The organism is Glaciecola sp. 1036 (assembly GCF_050306235.1).
GTDB lineage: Bacteria > Pseudomonadota > Gammaproteobacteria > Enterobacterales > Alteromonadaceae > Glaciecola.
Window position 1 is genome coordinate 260,355 of sequence record NZ_JBLWFH010000003.1, and the last position, 23,362, is coordinate 283,716.

Annotated in this window: 24 protein-coding genes; 14 read left to right on the forward strand and 10 right to left on the reverse strand. The window is 40.3% G+C overall.

The features are described from left to right. The first annotated feature begins 7 nt into the window (after positions 1-7). Genes proC through ACNKW3_RS06190 form a run of 3 tightly spaced genes read left to right on the forward strand, consistent with a single transcriptional unit; the run spans position 8 to position 1,881 of the window. The gene (gene proC, locus ACNKW3_RS06180) at positions 8-829 is read left to right on the forward strand and encodes a pyrroline-5-carboxylate reductase (RefSeq protein WP_427398405.1); all 822 of its coding nucleotides are present in this window, start codon (positions 8-10) and stop codon (positions 827-829) included. A 15-nt stretch (positions 830-844) separates the two neighbouring features. Further along, a complete protein-coding gene (locus ACNKW3_RS06185) occupies positions 845-1,387 on the forward strand; it encodes a YggT family protein (protein ID WP_427398406.1) in 543 nt (180 codons plus the stop codon). 44 nt (positions 1,388-1,431) lie between these two features. Further along, the gene (locus ACNKW3_RS06190; RefSeq protein WP_427398407.1) at positions 1,432-1,881 is read left to right on the forward strand and encodes a DUF4426 domain-containing protein; all 450 of its coding nucleotides are present in this window, start codon (positions 1,432-1,434) and stop codon (positions 1,879-1,881) included. A 12-nt stretch (positions 1,882-1,893) separates the two neighbouring features. Here the strand turns inward: ACNKW3_RS06190 and ACNKW3_RS06195 are convergent, their stop codons facing one another. After that, positions 1,894-2,526 (reverse strand): glutathione S-transferase family protein, encoded by a 633-nt coding sequence (locus ACNKW3_RS06195; protein ID WP_427398408.1) that lies wholly within the window; start codon positions 2,524-2,526, stop codon positions 1,894-1,896. 21 nt (positions 2,527-2,547) lie between these two features. Beyond that, positions 2,548-3,327, reverse strand: coding sequence for a peroxide stress protein YaaA (gene yaaA, locus ACNKW3_RS06200; protein ID WP_427398409.1), 780 nt, complete (start codon positions 3,325-3,327; stop codon positions 2,548-2,550). 164 nt (positions 3,328-3,491) lie between these two features. On the opposite strand from yaaA, the gene tal reads away from it, so the two are divergent. The 3 genes from tal to ACNKW3_RS06215 all read left to right on the forward strand — a co-directional run bounded on the left by tal (position 3,492) and on the right by ACNKW3_RS06215 (position 6,467). Continuing rightward, positions 3,492-4,445 carry a transaldolase gene (gene tal, locus ACNKW3_RS06205; protein WP_427398410.1) on the forward strand — a complete coding sequence of 318 codons (954 nt, stop codon included), beginning with the start codon at positions 3,492-3,494 and terminating at the stop codon, positions 4,443-4,445. A 20-nt stretch (positions 4,446-4,465) separates the two neighbouring features. Next, positions 4,466-6,103, forward strand: coding sequence for a glucose-6-phosphate isomerase (gene pgi, locus ACNKW3_RS06210; protein WP_427398411.1), 1,638 nt, complete (start codon positions 4,466-4,468; stop codon positions 6,101-6,103). A gap of 187 nt (positions 6,104-6,290) precedes the next feature. Next, positions 6,291-6,467 (forward strand): DUF3545 family protein, encoded by a 177-nt coding sequence (locus ACNKW3_RS06215; protein WP_427398412.1) that lies wholly within the window; start codon positions 6,291-6,293, stop codon positions 6,465-6,467. Here the strand turns inward: ACNKW3_RS06215 and ung are convergent, their stop codons facing one another. The 4 genes from ung to thrA form a co-directional block, all read right to left on the reverse strand. Next, positions 6,468-7,136, reverse strand: coding sequence for a uracil-DNA glycosylase (gene ung, locus ACNKW3_RS06220; protein ID WP_427398413.1), 669 nt, complete (start codon positions 7,134-7,136; stop codon positions 6,468-6,470). Positions 7,137-7,222: 86 nt separating this feature from the next. Next, entirely contained in the window at positions 7,223-8,509 is a 1,287-nt protein-coding gene (gene thrC, locus ACNKW3_RS06225) for a threonine synthase (protein WP_427398414.1), read from the reverse strand. 27 nt (positions 8,510-8,536) lie between these two features. Next, positions 8,537-9,484, reverse strand: coding sequence for a homoserine kinase (thrB, locus tag ACNKW3_RS06230; protein ID WP_427398415.1), 948 nt, complete (start codon positions 9,482-9,484; stop codon positions 8,537-8,539). Continuing rightward, positions 9,485-11,950, reverse strand: coding sequence for a bifunctional aspartate kinase/homoserine dehydrogenase I (gene thrA, locus ACNKW3_RS06235; RefSeq protein ID WP_427398416.1), 2,466 nt, complete (start codon positions 11,948-11,950; stop codon positions 9,485-9,487). A 627-nt stretch (positions 11,951-12,577) separates the two neighbouring features. On the opposite strand from thrA, the gene ACNKW3_RS06240 reads away from it, so the two are divergent. Then, on the forward strand, positions 12,578-13,354 hold the full coding sequence (locus tag ACNKW3_RS06240) for a hypothetical protein (RefSeq protein WP_427398417.1): 777 nt from the start codon (positions 12,578-12,580) through the stop codon (positions 13,352-13,354). A 144-nt stretch (positions 13,355-13,498) separates the two neighbouring features. On the opposite strand, the gene ACNKW3_RS06245 is transcribed toward ACNKW3_RS06240, so the two are convergent. Beyond that, on the reverse strand, positions 13,499-14,173 hold the full coding sequence (locus ACNKW3_RS06245) for a hypothetical protein (RefSeq protein WP_427398418.1): 675 nt from the start codon (positions 14,171-14,173) through the stop codon (positions 13,499-13,501). Between the two features lie 263 nt (positions 14,174-14,436). Here ACNKW3_RS06245 and ACNKW3_RS06250 point away from each other — a divergent pair, with 263 nt between their 5' ends. Next, the gene (locus ACNKW3_RS06250) at positions 14,437-14,979 is read left to right on the forward strand and encodes a YkvA family protein (protein WP_427398419.1); all 543 of its coding nucleotides are present in this window, start codon (positions 14,437-14,439) and stop codon (positions 14,977-14,979) included. A 169-nt stretch (positions 14,980-15,148) separates the two neighbouring features. After that, positions 15,149-16,864: a bifunctional isocitrate dehydrogenase kinase/phosphatase gene (aceK, locus tag ACNKW3_RS06255; protein WP_427398420.1), complete on the forward strand. Its 1,716-nt coding sequence runs from the start codon at positions 15,149-15,151 to the stop codon at positions 16,862-16,864. On the opposite strand, the gene ACNKW3_RS06260 is transcribed toward aceK, so the two are convergent. Continuing rightward, positions 16,861-17,247, reverse strand: a complete 387-nt coding sequence (locus tag ACNKW3_RS06260) for an MAPEG family protein (protein WP_427398421.1) — start codon at positions 17,245-17,247, stop codon at positions 16,861-16,863. The genes aceK and ACNKW3_RS06260 overlap by 4 nt on opposite strands. Positions 17,248-17,319: 72 nt before the next feature. Here ACNKW3_RS06260 and ACNKW3_RS06265 point away from each other — a divergent pair, with 72 nt between their 5' ends. Together ACNKW3_RS06265 and ACNKW3_RS06270 are read left to right on the forward strand one after the other, a co-directional pair. Further along, entirely contained in the window at positions 17,320-18,018 is a 699-nt protein-coding gene (locus ACNKW3_RS06265; protein ID WP_427398596.1) for a response regulator transcription factor, read from the forward strand. Then, the gene (locus ACNKW3_RS06270; RefSeq protein WP_427398422.1) at positions 18,019-19,389 is read left to right on the forward strand and encodes an ATP-binding protein; all 1,371 of its coding nucleotides are present in this window, start codon (positions 18,019-18,021) and stop codon (positions 19,387-19,389) included. A gap of 2 nt (positions 19,390-19,391) precedes the next feature. Here ACNKW3_RS06270 and ACNKW3_RS06275 read toward each other — a convergent pair whose 3' ends face one another. Next, a complete protein-coding gene (locus tag ACNKW3_RS06275; RefSeq protein WP_427398423.1) occupies positions 19,392-19,934 on the reverse strand; it encodes a DUF3833 domain-containing protein in 543 nt (180 codons plus the stop codon). After that, positions 19,935-20,441 (reverse strand): chalcone isomerase family protein, encoded by a 507-nt coding sequence (locus ACNKW3_RS06280; protein WP_427398424.1) that lies wholly within the window; start codon positions 20,439-20,441, stop codon positions 19,935-19,937. Positions 20,442-20,545: 104 nt separating this feature from the next. Between ACNKW3_RS06280 and ACNKW3_RS06285 the strand changes: the two genes are divergently transcribed. From ACNKW3_RS06285 to ACNKW3_RS06295, 3 genes are all read left to right on the forward strand, one after another. Next, positions 20,546-21,451, forward strand: a complete 906-nt coding sequence (locus ACNKW3_RS06285) for a 1-aminocyclopropane-1-carboxylate deaminase/D-cysteine desulfhydrase (RefSeq protein ID WP_427398425.1) — start codon at positions 20,546-20,548, stop codon at positions 21,449-21,451. A 75-nt stretch (positions 21,452-21,526) separates the two neighbouring features. Next, the gene (locus ACNKW3_RS06290) at positions 21,527-21,943 is read left to right on the forward strand and encodes a hypothetical protein (protein ID WP_427398426.1); all 417 of its coding nucleotides are present in this window, start codon (positions 21,527-21,529) and stop codon (positions 21,941-21,943) included. A 201-nt stretch (positions 21,944-22,144) separates the two neighbouring features. Next, the gene (locus ACNKW3_RS06295) at positions 22,145-23,347 is read left to right on the forward strand and encodes a saccharopine dehydrogenase family protein (RefSeq protein ID WP_427398427.1); all 1,203 of its coding nucleotides are present in this window, start codon (positions 22,145-22,147) and stop codon (positions 23,345-23,347) included. Positions 23,348-23,362: the final 15 nt, after the last annotated feature.

Below are 23,362 nucleotides of genomic sequence, written 5' to 3' on the forward strand. Positions count from 1 at the left end.
GAATTACATGCAATACAAAAAAGTCAGTTTCATTGGTGCAGGAAATATGACATCCGCCATCATTCGAGGTCTGGTAGCCAGTGGCTATCCTAAGGATATGATAATGGCAAGTAACCCCAGTCGCGGGAAATTAGATGTTTTAGCATCAGACTGTGGGATTCAAACCACTCAAACAAATACCCAAGCAGTAGAGTTTGGTGACATCGTTGTGCTGGCAGTTAAGCCTCAGTTGATGGCAGATGTTTGTAGTTCGTTAGTAAAAGAATCAAATATAGATGATAAATGCTTTGTCTCCATTGCCGCAGGAATCCCTTGCAAGCGCTTGTCTGAAATGCTCAATGGTCACTCGAAAATAGTGCGAGTTATGCCAAATACACCTTCTGCTATAGGCCAGGGTATGTCAGGGGTATATGCCACCGAGCAAGTGCATCAAGAACAAGTGCAATTTGTCGCCGATATGATGAAAAAAGTAGGCGATGCTATAGTTGTAGCCAATGAAGACGATATTGATACTGTGATCGCCGCAGCTGGTAGTAGCCCTGCTTACTTCTTCTTAATTGCTGAAGCTATGCAGTCAGCGGCAGTTGACATGGGTCTCTCGACCGAGCAAGCACGTCAATTAGTGCAACAAGCGATGCTAGGAAGTGCTATGATGCTCAAGCAAAATTCTGAGGTTTCACCCGCTCAATTAAGAGCAAATGTAACCTCAAAAGGCGGAACTACCCACGAAGCAGTGGTCAGTTTGCAAAACAATAAACTTGATAGAATATTGGCAGAAGCCATGCAGGCCGCTGTCAAACGCGCGCGGGAAATGGCCGCGGAGTTTTAAGGAAGCAAAATAAATATGAACGCAATTGTTTTTCTAATAGATGTTGTAGGCGGTCTCTATTTAAGCATTATTCTGTTGCGGCTTTGGTTACAAATGGCCAGAGCAGATTTTTACAACCCCATGAGTCAGGCAGTTGTAAAAGCCACTCAACCCGTGGTGGGGCCTTTACGTAGAATAATTCCCTCTATTGGTCCATTAGATACAGCTACCTTGTTATTCGCTTATATCGTCTCTTGCCTTATTGTGACGATAAAAGTATTTCTTGTTTATAACGTCATTCCGGTTGCTGATGTATTAATAGCGGCAGGATTACAACTGATCAATAAAATCTATTGGTTAATTTTCATTGTGTTAATTGTAAGAGCCATTTTAAGTTGGGTAAGCCAGGGCCGAAATCCTATCGAACTCTTGTTGTATCAACTGACTGAACCTATGCTACGTCCTATTCGCAAAGTGATCCCGCCCATGGGAGGCTTGGATCTGTCAATGTTGGTGTTAATCATCGGGCTTCAGTTTGTGAAAATCTTAATTACAGATTTAATTGGTCCTATCATTTAATTCAAAAGTAATTAAGGTTGCATAGTTTGGGCGAGAGGCTACAAATGATTAGGTTTCCAAAACAGATGATTAACCGCGTTGTTGTTGTTTCAATACTGACTTTACTCAGTATTCTAATGCCAGCGCAGGCTGAGCAGAAAAAGACCTTGGGGAGTTGGGATGTGCATTACATCGTAATACCTACAACTTTTCTGACCCCAGAAGTGGCTCGTGCTTATGATATTCGCCGCAGCAAGGTGACTGCTCTGGTAAATATTTCAGTGCTTGATAAAGTGACTCAAGCAGCACAAGATGTTGAAGTAACAGGCATAGCGCGCAATCTTTTGGGGACCACCACGCCACTGACATTTAAAAAGGTAGCTGAAGGCGACGCCATTTATTATCTAGCAACAGTTGGCATTGATGATAAAGAAACTCTCAGATTCACAATAGATCTTGAGCAAGGAAAGCAATCGCAGCAGTTAAAGTTTCAACAGCTAATGTATGAAGAATAAAATAACAGCAGCCTAAAGTCCGGCTGCTATTTTCACATCTTTTTCTACTTGGCGTGCTTTTTTATACGCCTCTCTTGAGGTCACGCGTTCTAAATAAGCCTTTACGTTATCGGGTGCAATTTCTAGTTCAAATGCTTTGGCCCAAGCTAGCGTATGGCCTGCAGCCACGTCTGCCAGCGAAAATACATCTGATATTGCATAGTCATTTTCGCCCAACATTTTGCTAAACACTTTTAACGCACGTTGAAACTCCCAAGCGCCTAAGGCTTTGTTTTGTTCTATACGCTTATCTTCTGGTAATGCAAAGCTATGTTTACCAATCAACCAAAGCGGTTGTTCAAGTTCCGTCATGACAAAGTACATCATCTCTTCAAATTTGGCTCTTAAGGCGCTGCCAGCGACTGGAATCAACTTACCAGACTTGTCTCCTAAAAAAGACAGAATAGCGCCAGATTCCGCAATAGTAACACCGTCTACACTAATACAAGGCACCTTGCCTGTAGGTGTAATTGCTTTATATTCTGGCGCCTTATGCTCGCCTTTGTATAAGTTTACCAGTTTAAATTCATAAGGCAGCTCAAGCTCTTCAGCTGCCCAAACACAGCGAAAGCCTCGAGAACCAGGATGGCTATAGATCGTTAGCATGTACTTTGTCTCCAATCAGCATCAACGATGACTTTCTGGACGTTTGAATACCAAGTCTGTTTCAGTACTTTCATTAGCATCAAATTCGTATCCGTCTAAATCAAATCCTTTCAACTGCTCTGTTGTTGTTAACTTGTTTTGTATGATGTACCTCGCCATTAGTCCCCGGGCTTTTTTGGCAAAGAAACTAATAATTTTATATTGCCCATTCTTTTGATCTTTAAAATGCGGGGTGATTATTTTCGCTTTTAATTGTTTTGGCTTAACGGCTTTAAAGTATTCGTTAGATGCTAGATTAATCAGTACTTCTGATTGACTTTCTGCTATATCTTGATTGACCAAATCAGTAATTTTGCTTCCCCAAAAATCGTATAACGAGCCTTTTCTTGCCACTTTCAATTTAGTCCCCATTTCAAGGCGATAAGCTTGCATTAAATCAAACGGGCGTAATACACCATATAGACCAGATAATATGCGTAAATGTTGCTGGGCAAAAATTAAATCTTCTGATGTAAGACTATTAGCATCTAGTCCAGTGTATACATCGCCATTAAACGCAAAAATCGCAGGTCGTGAGTTATTTTCGGTAAAAGTAGTTTCGAAACTATTGAAGCGCTCTGCATTTAGAATCGCTAGCTTATCACTAATTTTCATTAGAGATGCCAAATTGGCAGGTGATAATGTGCGACATTTGTCTACCAGCACCTTGGTATCTTGTAGCAGCCTTGGTAAAGTAGCAGAAACGTCAGGAACAGCTGTTGTGTAATTTAAATTTTTTGCGGGTGATACAACTAATAGCATAATTGGTGTAGAATCCCTCTTATTTGTATTATTTAATTATAAAATTATTATTAATGATGCAAATTTGTTAGAAAAAGCAAACACAGTAAAAAATTTTACTCTAGTATTGGCGAATAAGTTCTATAAGCTTAGCGCTAAATTTTTCACTAATTTACAGGAATATCATGTCAAATCAATTAGCTTCTTTACGCAAAATTACTACTGTTGTCGCTGACACTGGTGATATTGATGCGATTAAAAAATACCAACCCGTTGATGCTACAACAAATCCTTCTTTATTGTTAAAGGCGGCGAGCTTGCCCCAGTATAAATCACTGTTAACCGAAGCGGTGAATTACGCTAAGTCACAAACCAGCGATGTTGATGAGCAAATCATAGAAGCAAGTGACAAACTTGCGGTATTAATTGGTAAAGAAATCGTTGAAGTTGTGCCGGGTAAAGTTTCTACAGAAGTGGATGCTAGATTGTCTTTTGACACCGAAGCCACAGTTGCTAAAGCGAAAAAACTGATCGATATGTATTCGCAAATTGGCGTAAGTAAAGACCGCATACTCATTAAGATTGCTTCTACTTGGGAAGGCATTAAAGCAGCCGAAATTCTCGAAAAAGAAGGCATCAACTGTAACCTAACCTTACTTTTCAGCTTTGCACAAGCGCGCGCATGTGCTGAAGCAGGCGCTTTCTTAATTTCTCCTTTTGTCGGTCGAATCCTTGATTGGTACAAAGCCAATACCGAAGACGAAGATTTCGAAGGCAAAAATGACCCAGGCGTTCAATCAGTTACCCAAATTTATCAGTATTACAAAGATCATGGCTACGATACTATTGTTATGGGCGCCAGTTTCAGAAATACAGGGGAAATCATCGCATTGGCTGGATGTGATCGCTTAACTATCAGTCCTCAGTTATTACAAGAGCTAGAAGATACTTCAGGCGAGTTAGAAGCCGTTTTGGTTGACAATGGCAAGGTAAAAACTGCCAGTGAGAAACTCACCGAAGCTGAGTTTAGATGGGATATGAATCAAGATGCTATGGCAACCGAAAAGCTAGCCGAAGGTATTCGTAACTTCGCTAAAGACCAAGGCAAACTTGAAACCTTACTAAGCGATTTATTTTAGTCTTAATCTAGGGAATCATTATGGAAAAGTTACGCAGCGCACCCGCATGGACTAAACTAGAAACGCTTGCTCCTTTAGTTAAGCGTAAGCATATGCGACAAATGTTTGAACTAGACCCAGAACGATCTAGCAGATACAGCTTAGAAACGTCGGGCATATTTTTGGATTATTCAAAAAATCGCGTTGATCAAAATGTACTTGATGCTCTTTTCGCGTTAGCAAAAGAACGAAAAGTACAGCAGAAAATACAAGACATGTTCAGTGGGCAACCGATAAATACCACTGAAGATAGATCAGTGTTGCATACTGCATTGCGTAATTTTTCTGATAACCCCGTTTATGTGGCTGGCGAAAACGTCATGCCAGATGTGAAAAATACCTTAGCTAAAATGAAGACTTTCACCGAAAGTGTGCATAGTGGCGAACACAAGGGTTATACGGGCAAAGCTATTGATACTGTTGTAAGTATCGGCATTGGAGGTTCATTTTTAGGGCCTAAAATTGTAACCGAATCCTTAAAGCCCTATTCCAAAGAGGGCATAAAGGTACATTTTGTGGCCAATGTTGATGGATGCCATATTCATGATGTGCTCGCTAGCATTGATGTAGAAACAACATTATTTGTCATGTCTTCTAAGTCATTCGGTACTCAGGAAACCTTACAAAATACCCTAACTGCAAAAGCTTGGTTCTTGGAACAAGGCCCAAGCCAAGAAGACATTGCAAAACATTTTGTTGCGGTAAGCTCTAACGTGCCGGCGGCAGTGGAGTTCGGCATGTCAAAAGAAAATGTGTTCCCTATGGCTGATTGGGTAGGCGGCAGATATTCTTTATGGTCAGCTATAGGTTTACCTATTTGTTTGGCGCTTGGATTTGAACATTTTGAAAGCCTCTTAAAAGGCGCCTTCGAGATGGATGAGCATTTCCAAACAGCACCGTTTGAACAAAATATGCCGGTCATATTAGCCATGCTAGGCGTGTGGTATCGAAACTTTCTAGGTTGCCAAAGCCATGCGCTTTTGCCCTATTATCATTATTTACGCGGTTTCCCTGCTTATGTTCAGCAATTAGACATGGAAAGTAATGGTAAATCGGTAACAATTGACGGCAAGATTGTTGATTACGGAGCAGGACCTATTATTTGGGGAAGTGAAGGAACCAATGGTCAACACTCCTTTTATCAATTGATTCACCAGTCTAATTTACCTATTCCGGTGGACTTCATGTTTCCTATTAAGGTGCCTAATCAAAATCAAACGCACCATAATATGCTTGCATCGAACTGTTTTGGACAGGCACAAGCACTAATGCAGGGCAAAACCTTTGATGAATGCCTCGCAGATTTGCAAAATTCTTCTTTATCTGAAGCGGAAAAAAATGTGCTGGCACACCACAAAACCATGCCTGGCAATAACCCTAGCAACACATTGGTGTTTGAACAACTGGATCCTAAGACACTTGGCGCACTAATTGCTTTGTACGAGCATAAGGTTTTTGTGCAAGGATGTATTTGGGGTATCAACTCGTTTGATCAATGGGGTGTTGAACTCGGCAAAGTGCTAGGAAATCAAGTGTTAGATATGATTGATGGAAAAACAGATCTCACTAGCGCAGATAGCTCCACCCAGCAATTGATTAACCGATTTGTTAACAAATAGTTAGTTGCGGGCAATGCCCGCATAACTCTTCCCCCGCAGTACCTCTGTCAGAAAAGCTTCATAAAAATTTCGTTTACTTTTAACATAATTTTAACTTAATTATTTTATTTTTAAGCTTGTTGTGTTAAAAAGTAAGCAGTGGCAATAACAATAACATCCACGTGTAGTAACTGATAGGAGCATCCTCATGGAATCAGTCGAAATTCTCTCTATGATAGACAATGAAACTCGTCCTGCTAAAACTAATAGCAAGAAGCGCAAGTGGCGCGAAATCGAAGCTATTCAAGACAGATACAAGTTACAGCGCGAACTTTCTGACATGGATCTTTCGTTAGAACTTGAGCTAGAGCAACTAACTCGATAGTCATTTATCCTCAAACAATCGCCAGTCTATAGGTTGGCGATTTGTTTGAGTCAATATTTGATTTGCCTGGCTAAAATGTTTACAGCCAAGAAAGCCTCTGTGTGCCGATAACGGCGATGGATGGACGGCTTTTAAAATGGCGTGTTTACTAGCATCTATTAGCTGCGATTTTTTTTGTGCTGGACTTCCCCAGAGCAAAAACACGACGCCAGATAAATGCTCACTAATGGCTGAAATCACTGCATCTGTGAATTTCTCCCAGCCTCTACCCTTGTGTGAATTGGCCTCACCGTTTCTCACGGTCAAAACTGTATTCAGCAACAAGACCCCTTGTTTTGCCCAAGCGGTTAAATCGCCATGACTGGGTGTACTAAAATCAGTTATATCATTTTCCAATTCTTTAAATATGTTGCGCAAAGAAGGGGGTATTTTATTACCTTTTTTGACTGAGAAGCATAGACCGTGAGCTTGATTTGGTCCGTGATATGGGTCTTGCCCAATAATCACCACTTTTAGATTGTCTGGCGTTGTATATTTAAACGCGTTAAACACATCTTCTTTTGGTGGATATACAAGAATCCCCTGATCCCTTTCCTGCTGTACACTTTCCATCAGATCCTGAAAGTAGTCTTGTTGTTTCTGCTCACCAATCAGTGATTGCCAGTCCATATTTTGCGCTCTGTCTTAGGTCAACTTTTACTTTTATATAAAACAAAGGGCGATAAAAATCGCCCTCTCATTGCTCGCTAGTCAAACTAGTTCTTTAAAGTAGCAAACATATGCGCTTTTAGTGCTTGGTAATCATTTACCATTTCTACCGCCAATGATTTTTTGGCGGAAAATTCAGCCAATACTTTAGGCACAGTGATTGGCTGACCTAGTACATTTTCTACTGTTTCTTTGAATTTTGCAGGGTGTGCGGTACCAAGAAATACACCTACTTCATCATCTTGCAGTTGTTTGGTCAATGTTCGGTAGCTAATAGCGGCATGAGGCTCTGACAAATACCCTTGCTGTTGTAACTGACGCATAGCGACCTGAGTATATTCTTCGTCTACAGCTTCACCCGTTAACAAACCTTTGTCAAAATAGCCTTGCTCAATAAGCGCTTCAATACGTGGCCAATTATTCGGTTGCGCCACATCCATTGCATTCGACATAGTCGGAATGGTCTTTTTCGGTGCCCACTCGCCGCTAGCTAAATAACGAGGTACTGTATCATTGCTGTTAGTGCCAGCAATGAAGCGCTTAATGGGGAGACCCAACGTTTTTGCAATGATCCCAGCGGTTAAATTACCAAAGTTACCACTAGGAACGGCAAAAACAGCTTTTTCTCTTTCATCTTCAGGTAATTGGGCTACAGCTTCAAAGTAGTAGCATACCTGGGCGATCAATCGGCTTATATTGATTGAGTTTGCCGAATTAAGATGTAGACCTTCACGTACGTCGGGATCATCAAATGCTGTTTTCACGAGTTGCTGACAAGCATCAAAATCCGACTCTATCGCAACCGTGTGGATGTTATCCCCTAATGTTGTAAATAACTTTTCTTGCAATGGGCTAATTTTGCCTTTAGGAAATAAAATCACCACATTGATGTTGTCTATGCCGTGAAAAGCATGAGCTACAGCTGCACCAGTATCACCAGATGTTGCGGTTAAGATGGTGATTGGCTGTCCTTTACTAATATGCGCCAGTACCTGCGCCATGAAACGCCCACCGAAATCTTTGAACGCTAAGGTAGGACCATGAAATAGCTCAAGACAATAAGTATTCTCGTTTACTTTATTTAACGGCGCAGGGAATGTGAAGGCGGCTTTAATCAGAGGTTCCAGTTCAGTAACGGGAATTTCATCGCCAATTAAATGAGAAATAATTTTTACACTACGCTCAACCAAAGGTAAAGCCAATAACCCTGCAATATCTTGCATAGGGGTTATTTTATCGGGGAAATACAGTCCTTGTTGTTTTCCTAAGCCTTTTCTTACTGCTTCTGCAAAACTGACTGTGTCGCTTGCATCTTTTAGATTTACTAATTTCACTTCTATTTCCTATTACATGGCATCGTATTATTCAGAAATAACACGAGTACCAGCAGTATCAATGTTACATATATGGCTGAAGCCATCAGCATTTTGTACGTAATGCTGGTTTAACCAATTTTCAATATTCTTTGCTGCGTCTAGGTTGTCAGTCACCGCAAAAACTGTTGGTCCAGAGCCTGAAATACCAAAGGCCAAGCCTTGTTGACTTGCAACATAATCACGGGCTTTATCAAACATGGGCAATAACGATTTACGGTATTTTTCGGCAATCACATCTGTCATAACCTTGGCAGCAATTTGGCGATCACCACGATATAAGGCATCAACGAACACCGCCATTTGTCTTCCAAACGTTAAGCATGTAGACATATCATATTGTTTTGGCAAAATTTTTCTAGCAGCAGCAGTAGATACCGACAAACCTGAATAACTGGCGATCCAATACCAATCATCGAATACAGGCAAAGATAATGCCACCGCATCCTCAAGACCTGACATTAATGTCATACCGCCAATATAACTTGGTGCTACGTTGTCGTAATGAATACTGCCGCTAATTTGCCCTTCTAATTCACCCATCATTAATAATAGCGTATTTTCATCGAAGGGCTTATTTGCATGAGCATTTAACGCATAAAAAGCAGCCACAATCGAACTAGCACTAGAGCCAAGTCCACTGCCAATTGGCAGGGCTTTATGCAAATGCATAGCGACTTTTAAAGGCGCATGTCCATGCTTCACTAGTGCATTTTGAAAGTATTCAAAACACTGGGTGACTATATTGTTTTGGGTACCACTGGGAAGGCGATCGCTAAATCGCCCATCCACGGTTAGGGCAAATGTATCTGCGTCCGTAACTTCAACCCAATCCCCAAGTTGAGTTCCATCTATTGGCGCTAACGCTGCACCTAAAATATCAAAACCAAGGCTTACATTACCTATAGAAGCAGGTGCAAATGCTCTTGTTGCCATTTATTGATACTCCAATTCATTTGGGATGGTACGCAATAAATCAGCAAACACGCCCGCAGCGGTCACAGTAGCGCCCGCTCCGTAACCACGAATAACAAATGGAATCGGTGAATAATAAGTAGAATGTATTGCCAGCGCATTTTCACCGTCTTTTACCGCCGCCAATGGATGCGTCTGCTCGACAGCTTGAATACTCACTTTACATTGACCGTCTTTGATCGAGCCAACATATCTAAGGACTTTATTTTCAGCCTGAGCTTTGCTCACCATGTCAGAAACTTTTTGATCTAACGCCGGTAGGTTAGCCATAAATTGTGCGACGTCGCCGCTAGCATCAAAATCATCAGGCAAAACCGATTCAATTTTAATATCATCTAGTTCAAGGCGCATACCTGATTCACGCGCCATGATTAGCAACTTTCGCGCTACATCCATGCCACTTAAATCATCACGAGGATCAGGCTCGGTAAAGCCTTTTTCTTTAGCGACTTTGGTTGCCTCAGACAAGGTTAATCCTTCATCAAGCTTACCAAATACAAAAGATAGCGAGCCAGACAAGATCCCTTCGAAGGTTTCAAGTTTGTCACCTGCTAGCACAAGCTTTTGTAAGTTATCAATGACAGGCAGACCTGCGCCAACCGTAGTTTCATACAAGTAGCAACGCTTCACGTTTTGGGCAGCTTTATGTAGCTGTTGATAATATTTATAACTGGCCGTATTGGCTTTTTTATTCGGCGTAACAACGTGGAAGCCAGCTTCTAACATATTGATGTATTGATCAGCCACCTCTTGACTGCTGGTACAATCAATAATCACTGGATTAGTTAGGCTGTTGGTGCGCACAAATTCAGCTACTGCGTCTACTGAAAACGCCTCTTTGCTGGCCGCTAAGTCTGCTTTCCAATCTTGGTCAATGGCAATACCACCGGCCTTAAGTAAATTAGCCTTGCTGTTGGCGATACCATAAACAGTGAGTTTTATATCCTTAGTTGCAAGTAGTTTTTGTTGCACATGCATTTGTCTAAGTAGTTCTTCGCCTACAGTGCCACAGCCCACAAAAAACACATCCAATGGTTGATTGGAGGAGAAAAAGTTTTGATGTATAACTTTCACTGCTTTGCGCGCTTTACTGTTTTCAATCACAGTTGAAATAGAACGCTCTGATGACCCTTGCGCGATCGCTACATTATTGACTCTTGCTTGGGCCAAGGCATTAAAAAACTTCGCTGCCATACCTTTAGATTCTCGCATACCATCGCCCACTAAGGTGACTATGGCTAAATGCTTGCGTACTTCAATTGGCTCTAATAAGTGGTTGCTCAATTCAAGGGCAAAACTTTCTTCTAATAATTCTTGTGCTTTCTCTGCATCTTTGTTTTGAATACAGAAACTAATGCTATATTCCGACGAACTTTGAGTAATCAGGGATATAGAAATATTGCCTTTTGAAATCACATCAAAAATGCGGCTCGCCATGCCTACCATGCCCTTCATGCCAGGACCGGATACATTAAACATCACAATATCTTCAAGGTGCGAAATACCCTTAACACTGGTCCATTTTTCACTGGGTTCGTTAGATATTAGCGTACCGGGTGCTGCGGGATTCAAGGTATTACGAATTAAACAAGGAATTCCAAATTGCGCGATAGGACCAATAGTTTTTGGATGTAACACCTTAGCCCCAAAATAAGATAACTCCATGGCTTCTTGATAGGTAAGTTTATCCAGTAATACCGCACCTTCTACTTGATTGGGATCAGCATTGTAAACACCGTCAACATCAGTCCAGATTTCACAGCAGTTCGCATTAATACAAGCAGCTAAAATTGCCGCTGAATAATCAGAACCGTTGCGGCCCAACGTCACCTTTTCGCCTAGCTCATTCACAGCGACAAAGCCTGGCATTACCAAAAACTCGCTACCGTCTGTGTTTATTTCGCTGCAACGAGCGCGGCTTTCTGATAACAAGGCTAAACTATCTAAATAGTCCCCTTCTGCGATAATGTAATCTACTGGATCGATTATTTTATTGCTTATGCCCTTGGCGGATAAGATGGCGCTAAAAATATTGACACTGACGTATTCGCCCATGCTTAAAATGCCAGCAGTAACTTGATCTGGGCAGCTTTTTAGTAGACTAATGCCCTGTAGTTGTTGCTCTAAATTATCAAGTTTATTTTGTATATATTCTGCTAAAGGAGGGTAATTAAAGTTATCGAGAGTGTCATTGAGTTCTTTTGCAATACCTTTTAAGGTCATAGTCAATTTAGCAAAAAGTTCACCATAATCTTGATTCTTATGCGCTTGTTCACATAGTAAAGACAGCGCATTAGTGACCCCTTTGGGCGCAGATAAAACTACCGCAGCCCCTTCTGCCTGATGCGTTTGTTGGCTGATATCAAATACTCGCAAGTACCGTTGAGCATCGGCCAAAGACGAACCACCAAACTTCAACACTTTCATTCGAGACTCCTCGCTCTCTTAAATTTTAATTTGCTCAATTCAATGCCTTTGATACAAAAAAGCCCGCTATATTTGCGGGCTTTCGTTATCAGGAATCTGGCACTGGCTAACGACCGCCCTCAATAGAGGTGGTAATAATAATCATGTCGTTAGTCATTAGAATTGTTTTCATGGCGCCAATTTGCCGTATAGACGTCTAAATGTCAATACCGAACCTCGATAAAATCAGATAAATATGATCATATCAATTTAACTTGGGAAGTTTTCAATGTTTTGGAATTCAATGTTTTCAATAAGTTAGGAAAAATGACAGATTTTTTCTGATCAAAATTTTCATTTTGGGTGGGAATTTTTATATTTTAATTGGGGATTCTGATCTTCATATTTATTGTAAATAAGCGCTTCGCAATCCAAATTAATTTGGCAAAAAAAGTTCCCCACTCATTTTACGGCTGAACAATTTGATAGATTTAATCATTGTCAGACTTTTTTACAAACCACGTCAAATAAATCAATAAATGATTGAAAAAATTAGCTTTATTTTTTGGCGTAATTATTGCCTTAGAATCTATACGGCAATTTTTTAATCACTTTTGCTTTTAATATCACATAACAGAAAGGAATCGAATGTTCACAAAAACATCTAAACTAAATCTTTTAAAATATGGTGCTGCGGCGCTTTTATTTTCTGCCTTTACAACTCAAGCTGCGCCTATTCCCATCGACTTATCAACATGGCAATCAGATGGCACTACAACTTGGCAGCTCCAACCTGGGAACGATACTGTAAGACAAACCCAAAACACAGATCCCACTATCTTTTTTAAAGACGGTGAGAATGCTCAGGGCACTCAAATATCTGGTCGCATTTCCAGTAATTACGGCGGAGACGACGACTTTATTGGTTTTGTTTTGGGATATCAAGACAACGAGCTTACTTCTGCTAGTGCAGAGTATATTTTGATAGATTGGAAGCAGGGAGATCAATCCTTTCCTGGTCTAGGTCAAGCGTTCGACGGCTTGGCAGCTTCTGTTGTAACAGGTGCTGCAGCTGATTCGGAATTTTGGACACATACAGGTGCTGTTAGCGAAGTTACCAGAGCAACTACTCTAGGTTCAACTGGCTGGGTCACCGGTACCGAGTATTTGTTTGACATAGTTTTTACTTCAAATTTGATACAAGTATACGTTGATAACGTACTTGAGTTGAACTTTACTGCTGCCGATGCTGGACTTGCTTCATTTGGTGATGGTTCGGTAGGTTTTTACAACTACTCTCAACAGAACGTATTATATGCTGGCCTAACAGAACAGCAGGTTGTTCCTACAGTTTCTACCCCTGCCGCACTTGGCTTGTTTGTAATGGGTATCGCAGGTCTTGCGTTTAGACGCAAAACAGCGTGATATACTGACATAGTGACGTTTTCTTAAAAGCCGATTCGTCGGCTTTTTTTATGTCTTTCGTGAAAGCATATTTATCATGGGACAAGTATAGCCAGGGCCCGAACCTATAGTGAGCCCCAGTCTCCTCTCTAAAATGTCTCAATTTTATGCTCTGTTCCCTCTACGCCTTAAAAGCCCAAAAACTGCAAATGATAGTAACAAGACAGTACTAGGCGCTGAGACTCTAGAGAAACTAATGGCTTGGTTATTGATATTGAGTACTTCAAAGGATACCCACACATCGGATAGTGAAGTGAACGAAAAATTCATACCGAAAACGCCACCGTCTCTAAATTCTGCGGGCGGTTCAGGCTGAGGGTTAAAAGATAGACTATCAAGATCTATTACACCGCCTGAACTTGTGGAAAATTCAAAGTTAACCTGGAAAATATCTTCTAAGCTTCTCTGATTTTTAACCATCAACGTTAGGCTAGAAAAGTCATCGATGGGAGTATCTAGCAGTTCTATCATTAAAGGGGCAACATTGCCCTCACTAGCGATTGCAAAACCCAAATCAAAGACTTGTGGATTTTCCACATCTTCAACCACAAATGTAGGTTTCGTACTAGGCAACGCCGGCGGTTCTGGCTGTGGATTAAAACCAAACAAGACTAATGGGTTGATATCATCTAGGCTATTGCCCTTTAACAAAGTAGCATTATCCCATGAAAGCAAGGCCGCGTTAGCAGTTTGGCTAGCCATCATAAAGAGCATAGTGGTAATTAAAAATAAAGGTGTTTGAATTAACTTGGTGTAGGCATTTTGTTTGTGCAGATACATAAGCATCATCTCCTTTTGTTGCTAGTAGAAAAAGTATAGTAGTAAATGCAAAGTCCACCAGTTATATAATGCGTCAAAGTAAGCAAACCCGTGATTAACCTAGCTATTAATTTTTATTTATCTTTTTTTATGAGACACCAATTCAAAAATTAACAGATTTTAAATCTCCTTTTATCAAAACTCCGACTGGTTTTTCACGCAAATATTATTGATTATTCAGCCAGATGCCTTTAATGTAGTTAAAAAAATTTTAAGGACAGCTAATGCCAGTACAAATTAACTTTGAATTATCTGACAACGACTTGGAACATTTTCGTGCATTGATGAAGGATGCGCTTGCAAAAGCCACCCAATATTCAAGCGAAGAAATCATTACCAAAGCAAAAGAAGTCTGTGATGAAATGTCTCAAGCAACACTTCCAGATTTTGTTGCTGAGCGTTTAGATTGTTTAAAGACCTTAATCGCCGCCCTTGAAGATCCTGAATGGCAAATGCCTGAAGATGAAAAAACAGAAGTGTTGACTTCCCTAGCCTACTTCACTGAGCCGCATGATTTAGTACCAGATCATATCCCAGGCCTTGGTTATGTAGACGATGCCATAATGATTGAATTGGTTATTCAAGATTTATCTCAAGATCTTGATGCCTATAACAGATTCTGCGAATTTAGACGTATTGAAGAAAACCGTAGAGGTGATCAAGCGAATGTTAATCGCGAAGTTTGGATCGATGCTACTCGTAAAGAAATTCGAAGTGGATTTAGACGTCGCCGTAAAGAAGGCAAGCGCAGAAGAATTTTTGGTTAATCTAACCAACTCGAAAACATTGGCGCTATCTACTAGCGCCATTTTTTTATCTAAAATCAATGCATGTCTCATTCATCATAGAAGACTAAAGTACACTAGGTTTCTAGTTTTGTTTTGGTTATGGTGAGTTGCAAACAGGGTTATTTCGTCATTTTTAGAGCTTTATTGTATGTTGGCAGATGAAAAGAAAATCGCAAAAAAACTGGCCTACCAGATTTTAAATGAGTTTGATAAGTCATTTAGATGGTTTCGTCGCATTACCTCAGGCGCACAAGAACGCTTTGAAAATTGTCAATGGGCCGAATCTCAGTCGGCGGTTACCGAGCGCATCACCATTTATGAGAAAAGCTTGTCCGAAGCTGTGGCAGAGATTTACCACCAAGTTTATCCAAGACAGCAATCTCAGGAGTTTTGGTTAGAGACTAAAAATTACTTTTCTAAATTATTGGAAGATCATCCCCAATTTGAACTTGCCGAAACCTTCTATAATTCTGTTATAGGACGCATCTTTAAACATACTAAAATCGACGATAGCATTATGTTTGTGTTACCAAGCCGATGCTTTTTACCGGGACGTGACAGAGATAAAATTATCAATACCTTTGATACCACTGGCAGCGTACGCCAGATGTATTATGAAGTGTTCAACACCTATCGTTTTAATACGCCTTTTGAAGATTTTGAACGAGATATTCAAAATCTGGACACCGCATTAAGAAAGCGTCTCAACAAAGCTCAATTAGCCAGTGTGCATACCATAGAAATGCTAAAACCTGTGTTTTATCGAGGTAAGGCTGCTTATATGATTGGTCGAATGTGTATGCCCGAAGAAACCTTGCCATTTGTTATTGCTTTACATATGACAGATGAACAAAAAATTATGGTCGATGCCTTAGTTGCTGAGCGGGCTCATTTAAGTTTTGTATTTAGTTTTGCTCGCTCCTACTTTATGGCAGATACTCAGTATCCGGCCGAGCTAGTGGCCTTTTTAAAAGAGCTGCTTCCCCACAAAAAGAACTTTGAACTCTACATGGGCATAGGTTTTTATAAACATGGAAAAACTGTGTTCTACCGAAATTTTTTACAACATCTACAGGATAGTGACGATAATTTCTGCTTAGCGCCGGGTATAAAAGGCTTAGTGATGGCGGTTTTCCACCTCCCCTCTTACGGCGTTGTTTTTAAAGTCATAAAAGACGAATTTGCAGAAAGTAAAAAGATTACCCGAGAACATGTTAAAGATAGATATAGGCTTGTCAAAATGGGAGATCGGGTTGGTCGTATGGCTGACACCCACGAGTATGTAAACTTTAGGTTCCCCTTGGAGCGTATTGATGAAGAATTACTTAAATATCTCAAAGATACTTGTGCAAGCTCTCTAGAGTTTACAGAAGACGAGTTGATCATCACTCATTTATACATTGAACGCAAAATGACCCCGCTCAATATTTATTTAAATGAAGAAACTGACGAAGAAAAAATAAGAAGTGCGATTAATGAACTGGGGCAATGCATTAAGCAAATTGCATATTCAAATATCTTCCCAGGCGATATGCTGCATAAAAACTTTGGTATCAATCGCACTGGTCGTGTCATTTTTTACGATTACGATGAAATTTGCTACATGAACGAGCGTAATTTTAGAGAGCTCCCAAAAAGCGATGACCCTTACGCGCTCGATACCTTATCAGTAGCGCCAGATGATGTTTTTCCGGAACAATTTGAGCACTTTATTGTAGGCAAAAAACATCTTAAGGATATCTTGAAAGAACTGCATGGGGATTTGTTGCTACCAGAATATTGGCGGTCTCTGCAAAAAGAAGCCGCCAAAGGGTTAATACAGAATTTCACCCCATATCCTGAAGAGATTCGCTTTAAGCATTAACGCAATAAAAGGTAATAGTGGATCCCAATTGTGAGCATGCCCAAAACCCACAAAATACTACGGATGATATGCCAATTGGCCCAATAACAAATTAAATAAGCCAAACGAAGTAGTACGAAGGCTATACACAATTGTGCGGTAAAAACAGTATGGGCATCCATTGCGATGACCAGTAAAACTGTTGGCGCGAAATAGGCAATAGCTTCGTAACAATTTTGGTGGGCAGCTAAAGCCCTAGCTCCAAGACCCTGCAAACCAGCCTGCTGTTGTCTGGGATTTCGATTGTCATAACCATTAGACTTATGCATTTGCCAAGCTAACGGCGCTTTTGCGACAAGTGGCATAAACACCACCAAGGCCATACAAATGATGATAACAAACATAAAGGTTCCTTTCTAAAAAGAATTACAGTAATTTAATCTGACATTACTCTCAGGATTCGCTATCTTATCGTGATGAAGATTTTATTAATAGAAGATGAGCCAACAGTTGCTCAATTTATCCTAAATGGCTTAACCGAAGCTGGGCATTCTTGTTCCTGTGAAAGTGACGGCCGCAGTGGCTTAACCTCGGCGTTAAGTGGTGGCTTTGACGTGATTATTCTTGACCGCATGCTGCCAGAAATGGATGGTATGGAGGTGTTGGAAAACATCAAGCAACAACAAATCACCACACCTGTATTATTCTTAAGCGCTAAAAACAAGGTGGAAGATAGAGTCACTGGGCTTAGAGCGGGTGCCGATGACTATTTAAGTAAGCCCTTTGCCTTCGAAGAATTGCTCGCTCGCATTGAGATTCTCGCCAGCCGTTCCATAAGCGAGAACAATCCAACCAATACAGAAATTGTGGTGGGCGACCTTACCTTAGACTTAATTGAGCGCACAGCAAAACGCGGCGATATTGAGATTGAATTGCAATCCAAAGAATTTAAGTTGCTTGAGTATTTGATGCTTAATCAAGGAAAAGTTATTACACGTGCTATGCTATTGGAAAAAGTCTGGGAATATAATTTCGATCCCCAAACCAATGTAATAGACGTACATATCAGCAGATTGCGCAATAAAATAGACAAAGGATTCGAGCATAATATGATTTCCACTATCCGCGGAGCGGGTTATAGCTTAACGCCAGAGTCACAAGCGAACACAGATTAAATGCGCGCGATAAAAGCCTATTCCAAAAGCTCTAGCTTTATTGTTAGTTTTATCTTCATGAGTCTTTTGTTTATTGGCGTTGCATTTAACAATTATGTGCTTTCAGTTACCAACGATGACTTATTAATTCGAGAAACTGAAGCGGCCATTCTTTCTGATATTGGCGGGTTCAAAAGTTTGTTTGATAATGCAGGAAGATCGGCTGTTATTAAATCCATTGAAAGCCGAGTGAATAACCTTAACAACGACTTCTTTTATTATCTTAAAGACAAAAATGACAATTTCTTAGCCGGTAATTTAGATAAATGGCCAACCAAAAACGTAAAAATTGTACGCAATGGTATTCTTGAAATAGAAGCAAAACCAAGAAACGCGCAGACCGCACAAAATCGCAAATATCAGACCGTCATAGCGATGATCCTAGAACTAGACAACAAAGACGAACTCTTGGTGGGACGTAGTGTGCAAAACTACGAATTAGCGGTTCGCTTGGCCCAAGTCTCTTCTTGGGTCATGATCATCATAGTGAGTATCATCTCTATATTAAGTATTGCCGTGGCTTACTATGTAGTAAGTCGGATAAATAAAATATCAGACACGGCTGACAAAATTGTCTCATCAGGTAATCTCAGCGAACGTTTATATGTGGAAAGTGAATGGGATGACTTAAGTAAGCTAACTCTAGCGCTTAATCAAATGCTGGAAAAATTAGAGCATTCTGTCAAAGGCATAAAATCCGTATCAGACAGTATTGCTCATGACTTACGAACCCCATTAACTAGACTTAAAACCCACTTAGAAGCATTGCCAAACCAAGACGAAAAATATCAATTATTGCAAGAGTGCGACAATATTCTGGAAATTTTTAATTCATTGCTTCGAATTACCTATATTGAAACCAGTGCTCAGCGTTCGCATTTTGAATTAAACAATCTTTCAGTGGTATTAGAAGATGCTATCGACCTCTATGTACCTGTAATGGAAGATAAGCATATTCGGTTAACCACCGAAATTAGTGATGATTTACATGCTATCTGTGACAAAAGTTTGATATTCCAAGCCTTTGCCAACACTATCGACAACGCGGTGAAGTTTACGCCTGAACAAGGGGAAATTGCTATCAGCCTAAAACGGCAAGGCACAAATATTCACTACAGCGTAAGTGATTCCGGCATTGGCGTATCTTCAAAAGACATTGATAAACTAACCCGTCGTTTTTATCGAGCAGATAAAAGCCGATCGACTCAAGGTAATGGTCTTGGCTTATCGTTAGTTTCGGCTGTAGTAGAATTGCACAATGGTCACTTGACATTCTCGGCAAATGAAAACGACAAAGGACTCAAGTGTAGTTTTGATATTCCGGTAGAGTAAACTTACTGTTTCTGCATGAAAATAGTCACTTGCGCAAAGGTAATGCCGAACTTCTTGATGTAAGAGCGATTCATCATAGTATTGTCATCAAATGCCCAAAACCAGTCGTCAAAGTTAACGCGATATTCGCTACCGTCTACGTCTAAATCCATTTCATAACTAAAGTTAAATGCATTCCCGTGGGACTTACCTAGCGCAGGCCCTGCAATATCCCCTGCATTGCCAGTGTATGTTCCATCAGGATTCTTACTTATTTTCCAAGTGCGCTTGGTGGGACCTTCTCCGTAGCCGTAAGTAAAAGCTTCGTCCAATATCAAGGTGTCATTTTCCTTGTAAGCATCTATGTCGACAATAAAGCGTTGTAAAATTTCTCCATCTCGGCCTTGCACTATGCCCCAAGCTTTAATTTTGCCATCAAAAAATGCCTCTAATGAAAACTCAGGCGTAATAGTTTCGTAGTTTTGTCCGCTAATCGAAACAGAGCAAGCATTAATGAAAAGTAGACTAAAACCTGCCAATGCAATTGTTTTGAGCTGCTTTCTCATTTAATTCATTCCTAACAGTTGTTCACGCATTTTAGGTTCTGAGGTATCTTCTGATAACCAAATAGCAAAGAACCATTCGGTAAATTCTGCATCAGTTACTTTACCAATTTTTTCGTCATTGAAATAAAAATGGCTTACCTTGTCTTCGTCAACAATTCCCATGATGCATTCGCCTTCCTTAACGTCGGGAAAGATACGATGCATTTTCTGAAACCATTTTGCTAACTTGAGCTCATCATCAAAGCCTAGATCACGCATTTCATCCACCGAGCGGCTGGCAATTTCTTTGCCTTCAAAGTCTCTCAGATAGGTTAATCTCAGTGCGAAAGGTTTATCCTTATCCCATTTACCTTCAGGCGCAATGAGTTCTGCCTCATAAATATCCCAAAACAATACTTCCAGCCGGGTTTTTCCTACAGTTTTAGGATCTTTAACGAACTCAAGCTTCGGTGGTTCAGCTAAAACCGTAAGCGACCAAAATAAAAGTAATGTGATAAACCATTTCATACATTATTACCTCTTTTGTGCTTGAGCTTATAAACGTGCGATATATACTTCTAAGATCATTAACTTTACGTAATTTTCATATTTGCGTGTCATTTCCCCCTAAAATGCCAATAGAAAGATTGCTACAAATTACCTCTCCCTCGCCTTTAGAGCAGATTACGTGGCCACACATGCAGCATAATGTTTGGATCAAAAGAGACGATTTATTGCACCCTGTTATTTCGGGAAACAAATGGCGAAAACTCAAACCTTTAACGCAGAAAATCCAGCAACAAGATATTCAACATCTTATAAGTTTTGGCGGTGGCTTTTCTAATCATATTCATGCTTTGGCTTATGTGTGTAATCGTCTAAATGTTGCTTGTACATTGATCATTCGAGGGGATTATAGCCATCAGTTAACGCCTACTTTGCTAGATGCGAAAAACTGGGGAGCTAAGCTGGTGTTTGTGAATAAAAAAGAATATTTAAAACGCAATGATGCCGATTACATTGAGGCATTAAAGCTACGGCACAATGCGCAAATATGTGTACCGGAAGGTGGCACTGACAAAGATACGTTAGTTTATGTGGGTAGCATCGTAGAAGAGTTATCCTCCCAACACTTGCCAGAAGTAATAATTCTTCCTGTCGGCAGCGGTGGTACTTTTGCAGGCTTGTTGTCCCACATTGAACAACACAGTTTAGCAATCGAATTAATCGGTATCAGTGTGTTAAAAGCGCCGGGATATCACACCCAATTAATACCAGAATTGACCGCTCTTCCTATTCAAAATACCCAATGGCGAATTGAAGATAACTTTCATCAAGGAGGTTATGCAAAACGAAACAAGGTGCTAGATGCGTTCAGTGAGCAATTTTTTCAACAGACCAAAATCCCGCTAGATTCTGTTTATAATAACAAGAGTTTTTTTGCCTATAATCAGTTAGTTAACTCACAACCAGAATTGAAAAATAAAACCGTTTGCTTGCTTCATACAGGCGGAATACAAGGGGTTCGGTCAAATTAAAGTAAAAAAGTGCTGAACTTTTTATATCTTGCTGCCGTTAAGGAGGATACTGCGTATAAAAAGACAGGTGTTAAGATGAAACCTAATGTCATTTTAAAACAAAATATTCCTTATGCGAACTTGATAAACTCTGCATTATCACTTTGCGATATTATGTTAGCGCATTCTCCAATATTGTATCCCTTCGCCGTTATATCCATTGATAAAGATGTGCAATGTGTATTTTCAGAGCACGATGGTCAGGAAACACCGCAAGATTTAATTGAAGCACTTGAAGATCAATTGAATGCACAACGACTAATGGCAGAAGATGCCGTGGGAATTCTAGTTTACGCCGCCACCATTTCTCAGCCCGATGGTTTAGAAGATGATGCCCTGGTACTGAATATTACAGACAGTGCGGGTTGTAATACCATCACCGTTTACCCTTACATGCACATAGGTCGAAAAATCGAACTGGGACTACCCTATACCTGCGATTTTTCAAACTAGTTAGAGCCTGTTTATCTTTATTAGCTTGGTGTAAATTTCCCCATTCTCCTCTAAAATTCTAGTGGTAATCACAGCCTGTGTTATCATGCGCAAAAATATACAATAAAACATAAGAATGCTGAAAATGACCTCATTTTTTATTTTTCAGTATAAGCTTATTTAGCCCCCTAACAGGCAAAACAATTTTTCTTGGAGAGTATAATGTCTAAAGTTTTGATTATTGGTGCAGGCGGTGTTGCTTCAGTTACTATTAAGAAATGCGCACGTTTGCCAGAACATTTTGATGAAATTTATTTGGCAAGTCGTACCGTTTCAAAATGTGAATCATTACAAAAAGAAGTGGGCGAAGACCGAGTGAAAGGTGTGTTTGCAGTTGATGCAGACGATGCCAAGGCTGTAGAAGCGCTAATAAACAAAGTACAACCGGATTTAGTGATTAACTTAGCATTACCTTACCAAGATCTTCCCATCATGGATGCATGTTTGGCCACAGGTACTGACTATCTTGATACAGCTAATTATGAACCCAAAGATGAAGCTAAGTTTGAATATTCGTGGCAATGGGCATATCAGGAAAAATTCCAGCAAGCAGGTATTATGGCATTGCTTGGCAGTGGTTTTGATCCAGGTGTAACAAACGTTTATACAGCTTACGCAGCTAAACATTATTTTGATGAAATTCACTATTTAGACATTGTTGATTGTAACGGCGGTGATCACGGTCAGGCATTTGCAACTAACTTTAACCCTGAAATTAATATCCGGGAAATTACTCAACGCGGTCGTTATTTTGAAGACGGTGAATGGAGAGAAACTGACCCACTAAGTGTTCGCGAAGATTTGGACTACCAGAATATTGGTGTACGAGCGTCATATTTGATGTTCCATGAAGAATTAGAATCCATTGTTAAGCACTTCCCAACACTGAAACGCGCTAGATTTTGGATGACCTTTGGTGATGCTTATCTAACGCATTTGCGCGTGCTAGAAGGCATTGGCATGACAAGTATTGAACCCATAGAATTCCAAGGTCAACAAATCGTCCCCCTTGAATTCCTAAAAGCTGTGTTACCAAATCCAGGTTCTCTTGCTGACGGATATACGGGAATGACCTGTATAGGTACTTACATTACGGGTATAAAAGACGGTAAAGAAAAAACCATATTTATTTATAATAACTGTGATCACGCCAAGTGTTTTGAAGAAGTAGGCGCTCAAGCGGTTTCTTATACCACTGGCGTGCCTGCAATGATAGGTTCAGCGCTAATGTTGAATAAAACTTGGCACAAGCCTGGCGTTTGGAATATGGAACAATTTGACCCAGATCCCTTTATGGAAATGTTGAACATCCACGGGTTACCTTGGCATGTGATTGAATGTGACAAGAGTCCGTTCAGCAAATAACAATAAACGCAGTTA

What these genes read in the sequence shown, in the direction of transcription:
- proC (WP_427398405.1), top strand. Translation starts at nt 8, where the DNA reads ATGCAATACAAAAAAGTCAGTTTCATTGGTGCAGGAAATATGACATCC.
- ACNKW3_RS06185 (WP_427398406.1), top strand. Translation starts at nt 845, where the DNA reads ATGAACGCAATTGTTTTTCTAATAGATGTTGTAGGCGGTCTCTATTTA.
- ACNKW3_RS06190 (WP_427398407.1), top strand. Translation starts at nt 1,432, where the DNA reads ATGATTAGGTTTCCAAAACAGATGATTAACCGCGTTGTTGTTGTTTCA.
- ACNKW3_RS06195 (WP_427398408.1), bottom strand. Translation starts at nt 2,526, where the DNA reads ATGCTAACGATCTATAGCCATCCTGGTTCTCGAGGCTTTCGCTGTGTT.
- yaaA (WP_427398409.1), bottom strand. Translation starts at nt 3,327, where the DNA reads ATGCTATTAGTTGTATCACCCGCAAAAAATTTAAATTACACAACAGCT.
- tal (WP_427398410.1), top strand. Translation starts at nt 3,492, where the DNA reads ATGTCAAATCAATTAGCTTCTTTACGCAAAATTACTACTGTTGTCGCT.
- pgi (WP_427398411.1), top strand. Translation starts at nt 4,466, where the DNA reads ATGGAAAAGTTACGCAGCGCACCCGCATGGACTAAACTAGAAACGCTT.
- ACNKW3_RS06215 (WP_427398412.1), top strand. Translation starts at nt 6,291, where the DNA reads ATGGAATCAGTCGAAATTCTCTCTATGATAGACAATGAAACTCGTCCT.
- ung (WP_427398413.1), bottom strand. Translation starts at nt 7,136, where the DNA reads ATGGACTGGCAATCACTGATTGGTGAGCAGAAACAACAAGACTACTTT.
- thrB (WP_427398415.1), bottom strand. Translation starts at nt 9,484, where the DNA reads ATGGCAACAAGAGCATTTGCACCTGCTTCTATAGGTAATGTAAGCCTT.
- thrA (WP_427398416.1), bottom strand. Translation starts at nt 11,950, where the DNA reads ATGAAAGTGTTGAAGTTTGGTGGTTCGTCTTTGGCCGATGCTCAACGG.
- ACNKW3_RS06240 (WP_427398417.1), top strand. Translation starts at nt 12,578, where the DNA reads ATGTTCACAAAAACATCTAAACTAAATCTTTTAAAATATGGTGCTGCG.
- ACNKW3_RS06245 (WP_427398418.1), bottom strand. Translation starts at nt 14,173, where the DNA reads ATGTATCTGCACAAACAAAATGCCTACACCAAGTTAATTCAAACACCT.
- ACNKW3_RS06250 (WP_427398419.1), top strand. Translation starts at nt 14,437, where the DNA reads ATGCCAGTACAAATTAACTTTGAATTATCTGACAACGACTTGGAACAT.
- aceK (WP_427398420.1), top strand. Translation starts at nt 15,149, where the DNA reads ATGTTGGCAGATGAAAAGAAAATCGCAAAAAAACTGGCCTACCAGATT.
- ACNKW3_RS06260 (WP_427398421.1), bottom strand. Translation starts at nt 17,247, where the DNA reads ATGTTTGTTATCATCATTTGTATGGCCTTGGTGGTGTTTATGCCACTT.
- ACNKW3_RS06265 (WP_427398596.1), top strand. Translation starts at nt 17,320, where the DNA reads ATGAAGATTTTATTAATAGAAGATGAGCCAACAGTTGCTCAATTTATC.
- ACNKW3_RS06270 (WP_427398422.1), top strand. Translation starts at nt 18,019, where the DNA reads ATGCGCGCGATAAAAGCCTATTCCAAAAGCTCTAGCTTTATTGTTAGT.
- ACNKW3_RS06275 (WP_427398423.1), bottom strand. Translation starts at nt 19,934, where the DNA reads ATGAGAAAGCAGCTCAAAACAATTGCATTGGCAGGTTTTAGTCTACTT.
- ACNKW3_RS06280 (WP_427398424.1), bottom strand. Translation starts at nt 20,441, where the DNA reads ATGAAATGGTTTATCACATTACTTTTATTTTGGTCGCTTACGGTTTTA.
- ACNKW3_RS06285 (WP_427398425.1), top strand. Translation starts at nt 20,546, where the DNA reads ATGCCAATAGAAAGATTGCTACAAATTACCTCTCCCTCGCCTTTAGAG.
- ACNKW3_RS06290 (WP_427398426.1), top strand. Translation starts at nt 21,527, where the DNA reads ATGAAACCTAATGTCATTTTAAAACAAAATATTCCTTATGCGAACTTG.
- ACNKW3_RS06295 (WP_427398427.1), top strand. Translation starts at nt 22,145, where the DNA reads ATGTCTAAAGTTTTGATTATTGGTGCAGGCGGTGTTGCTTCAGTTACT.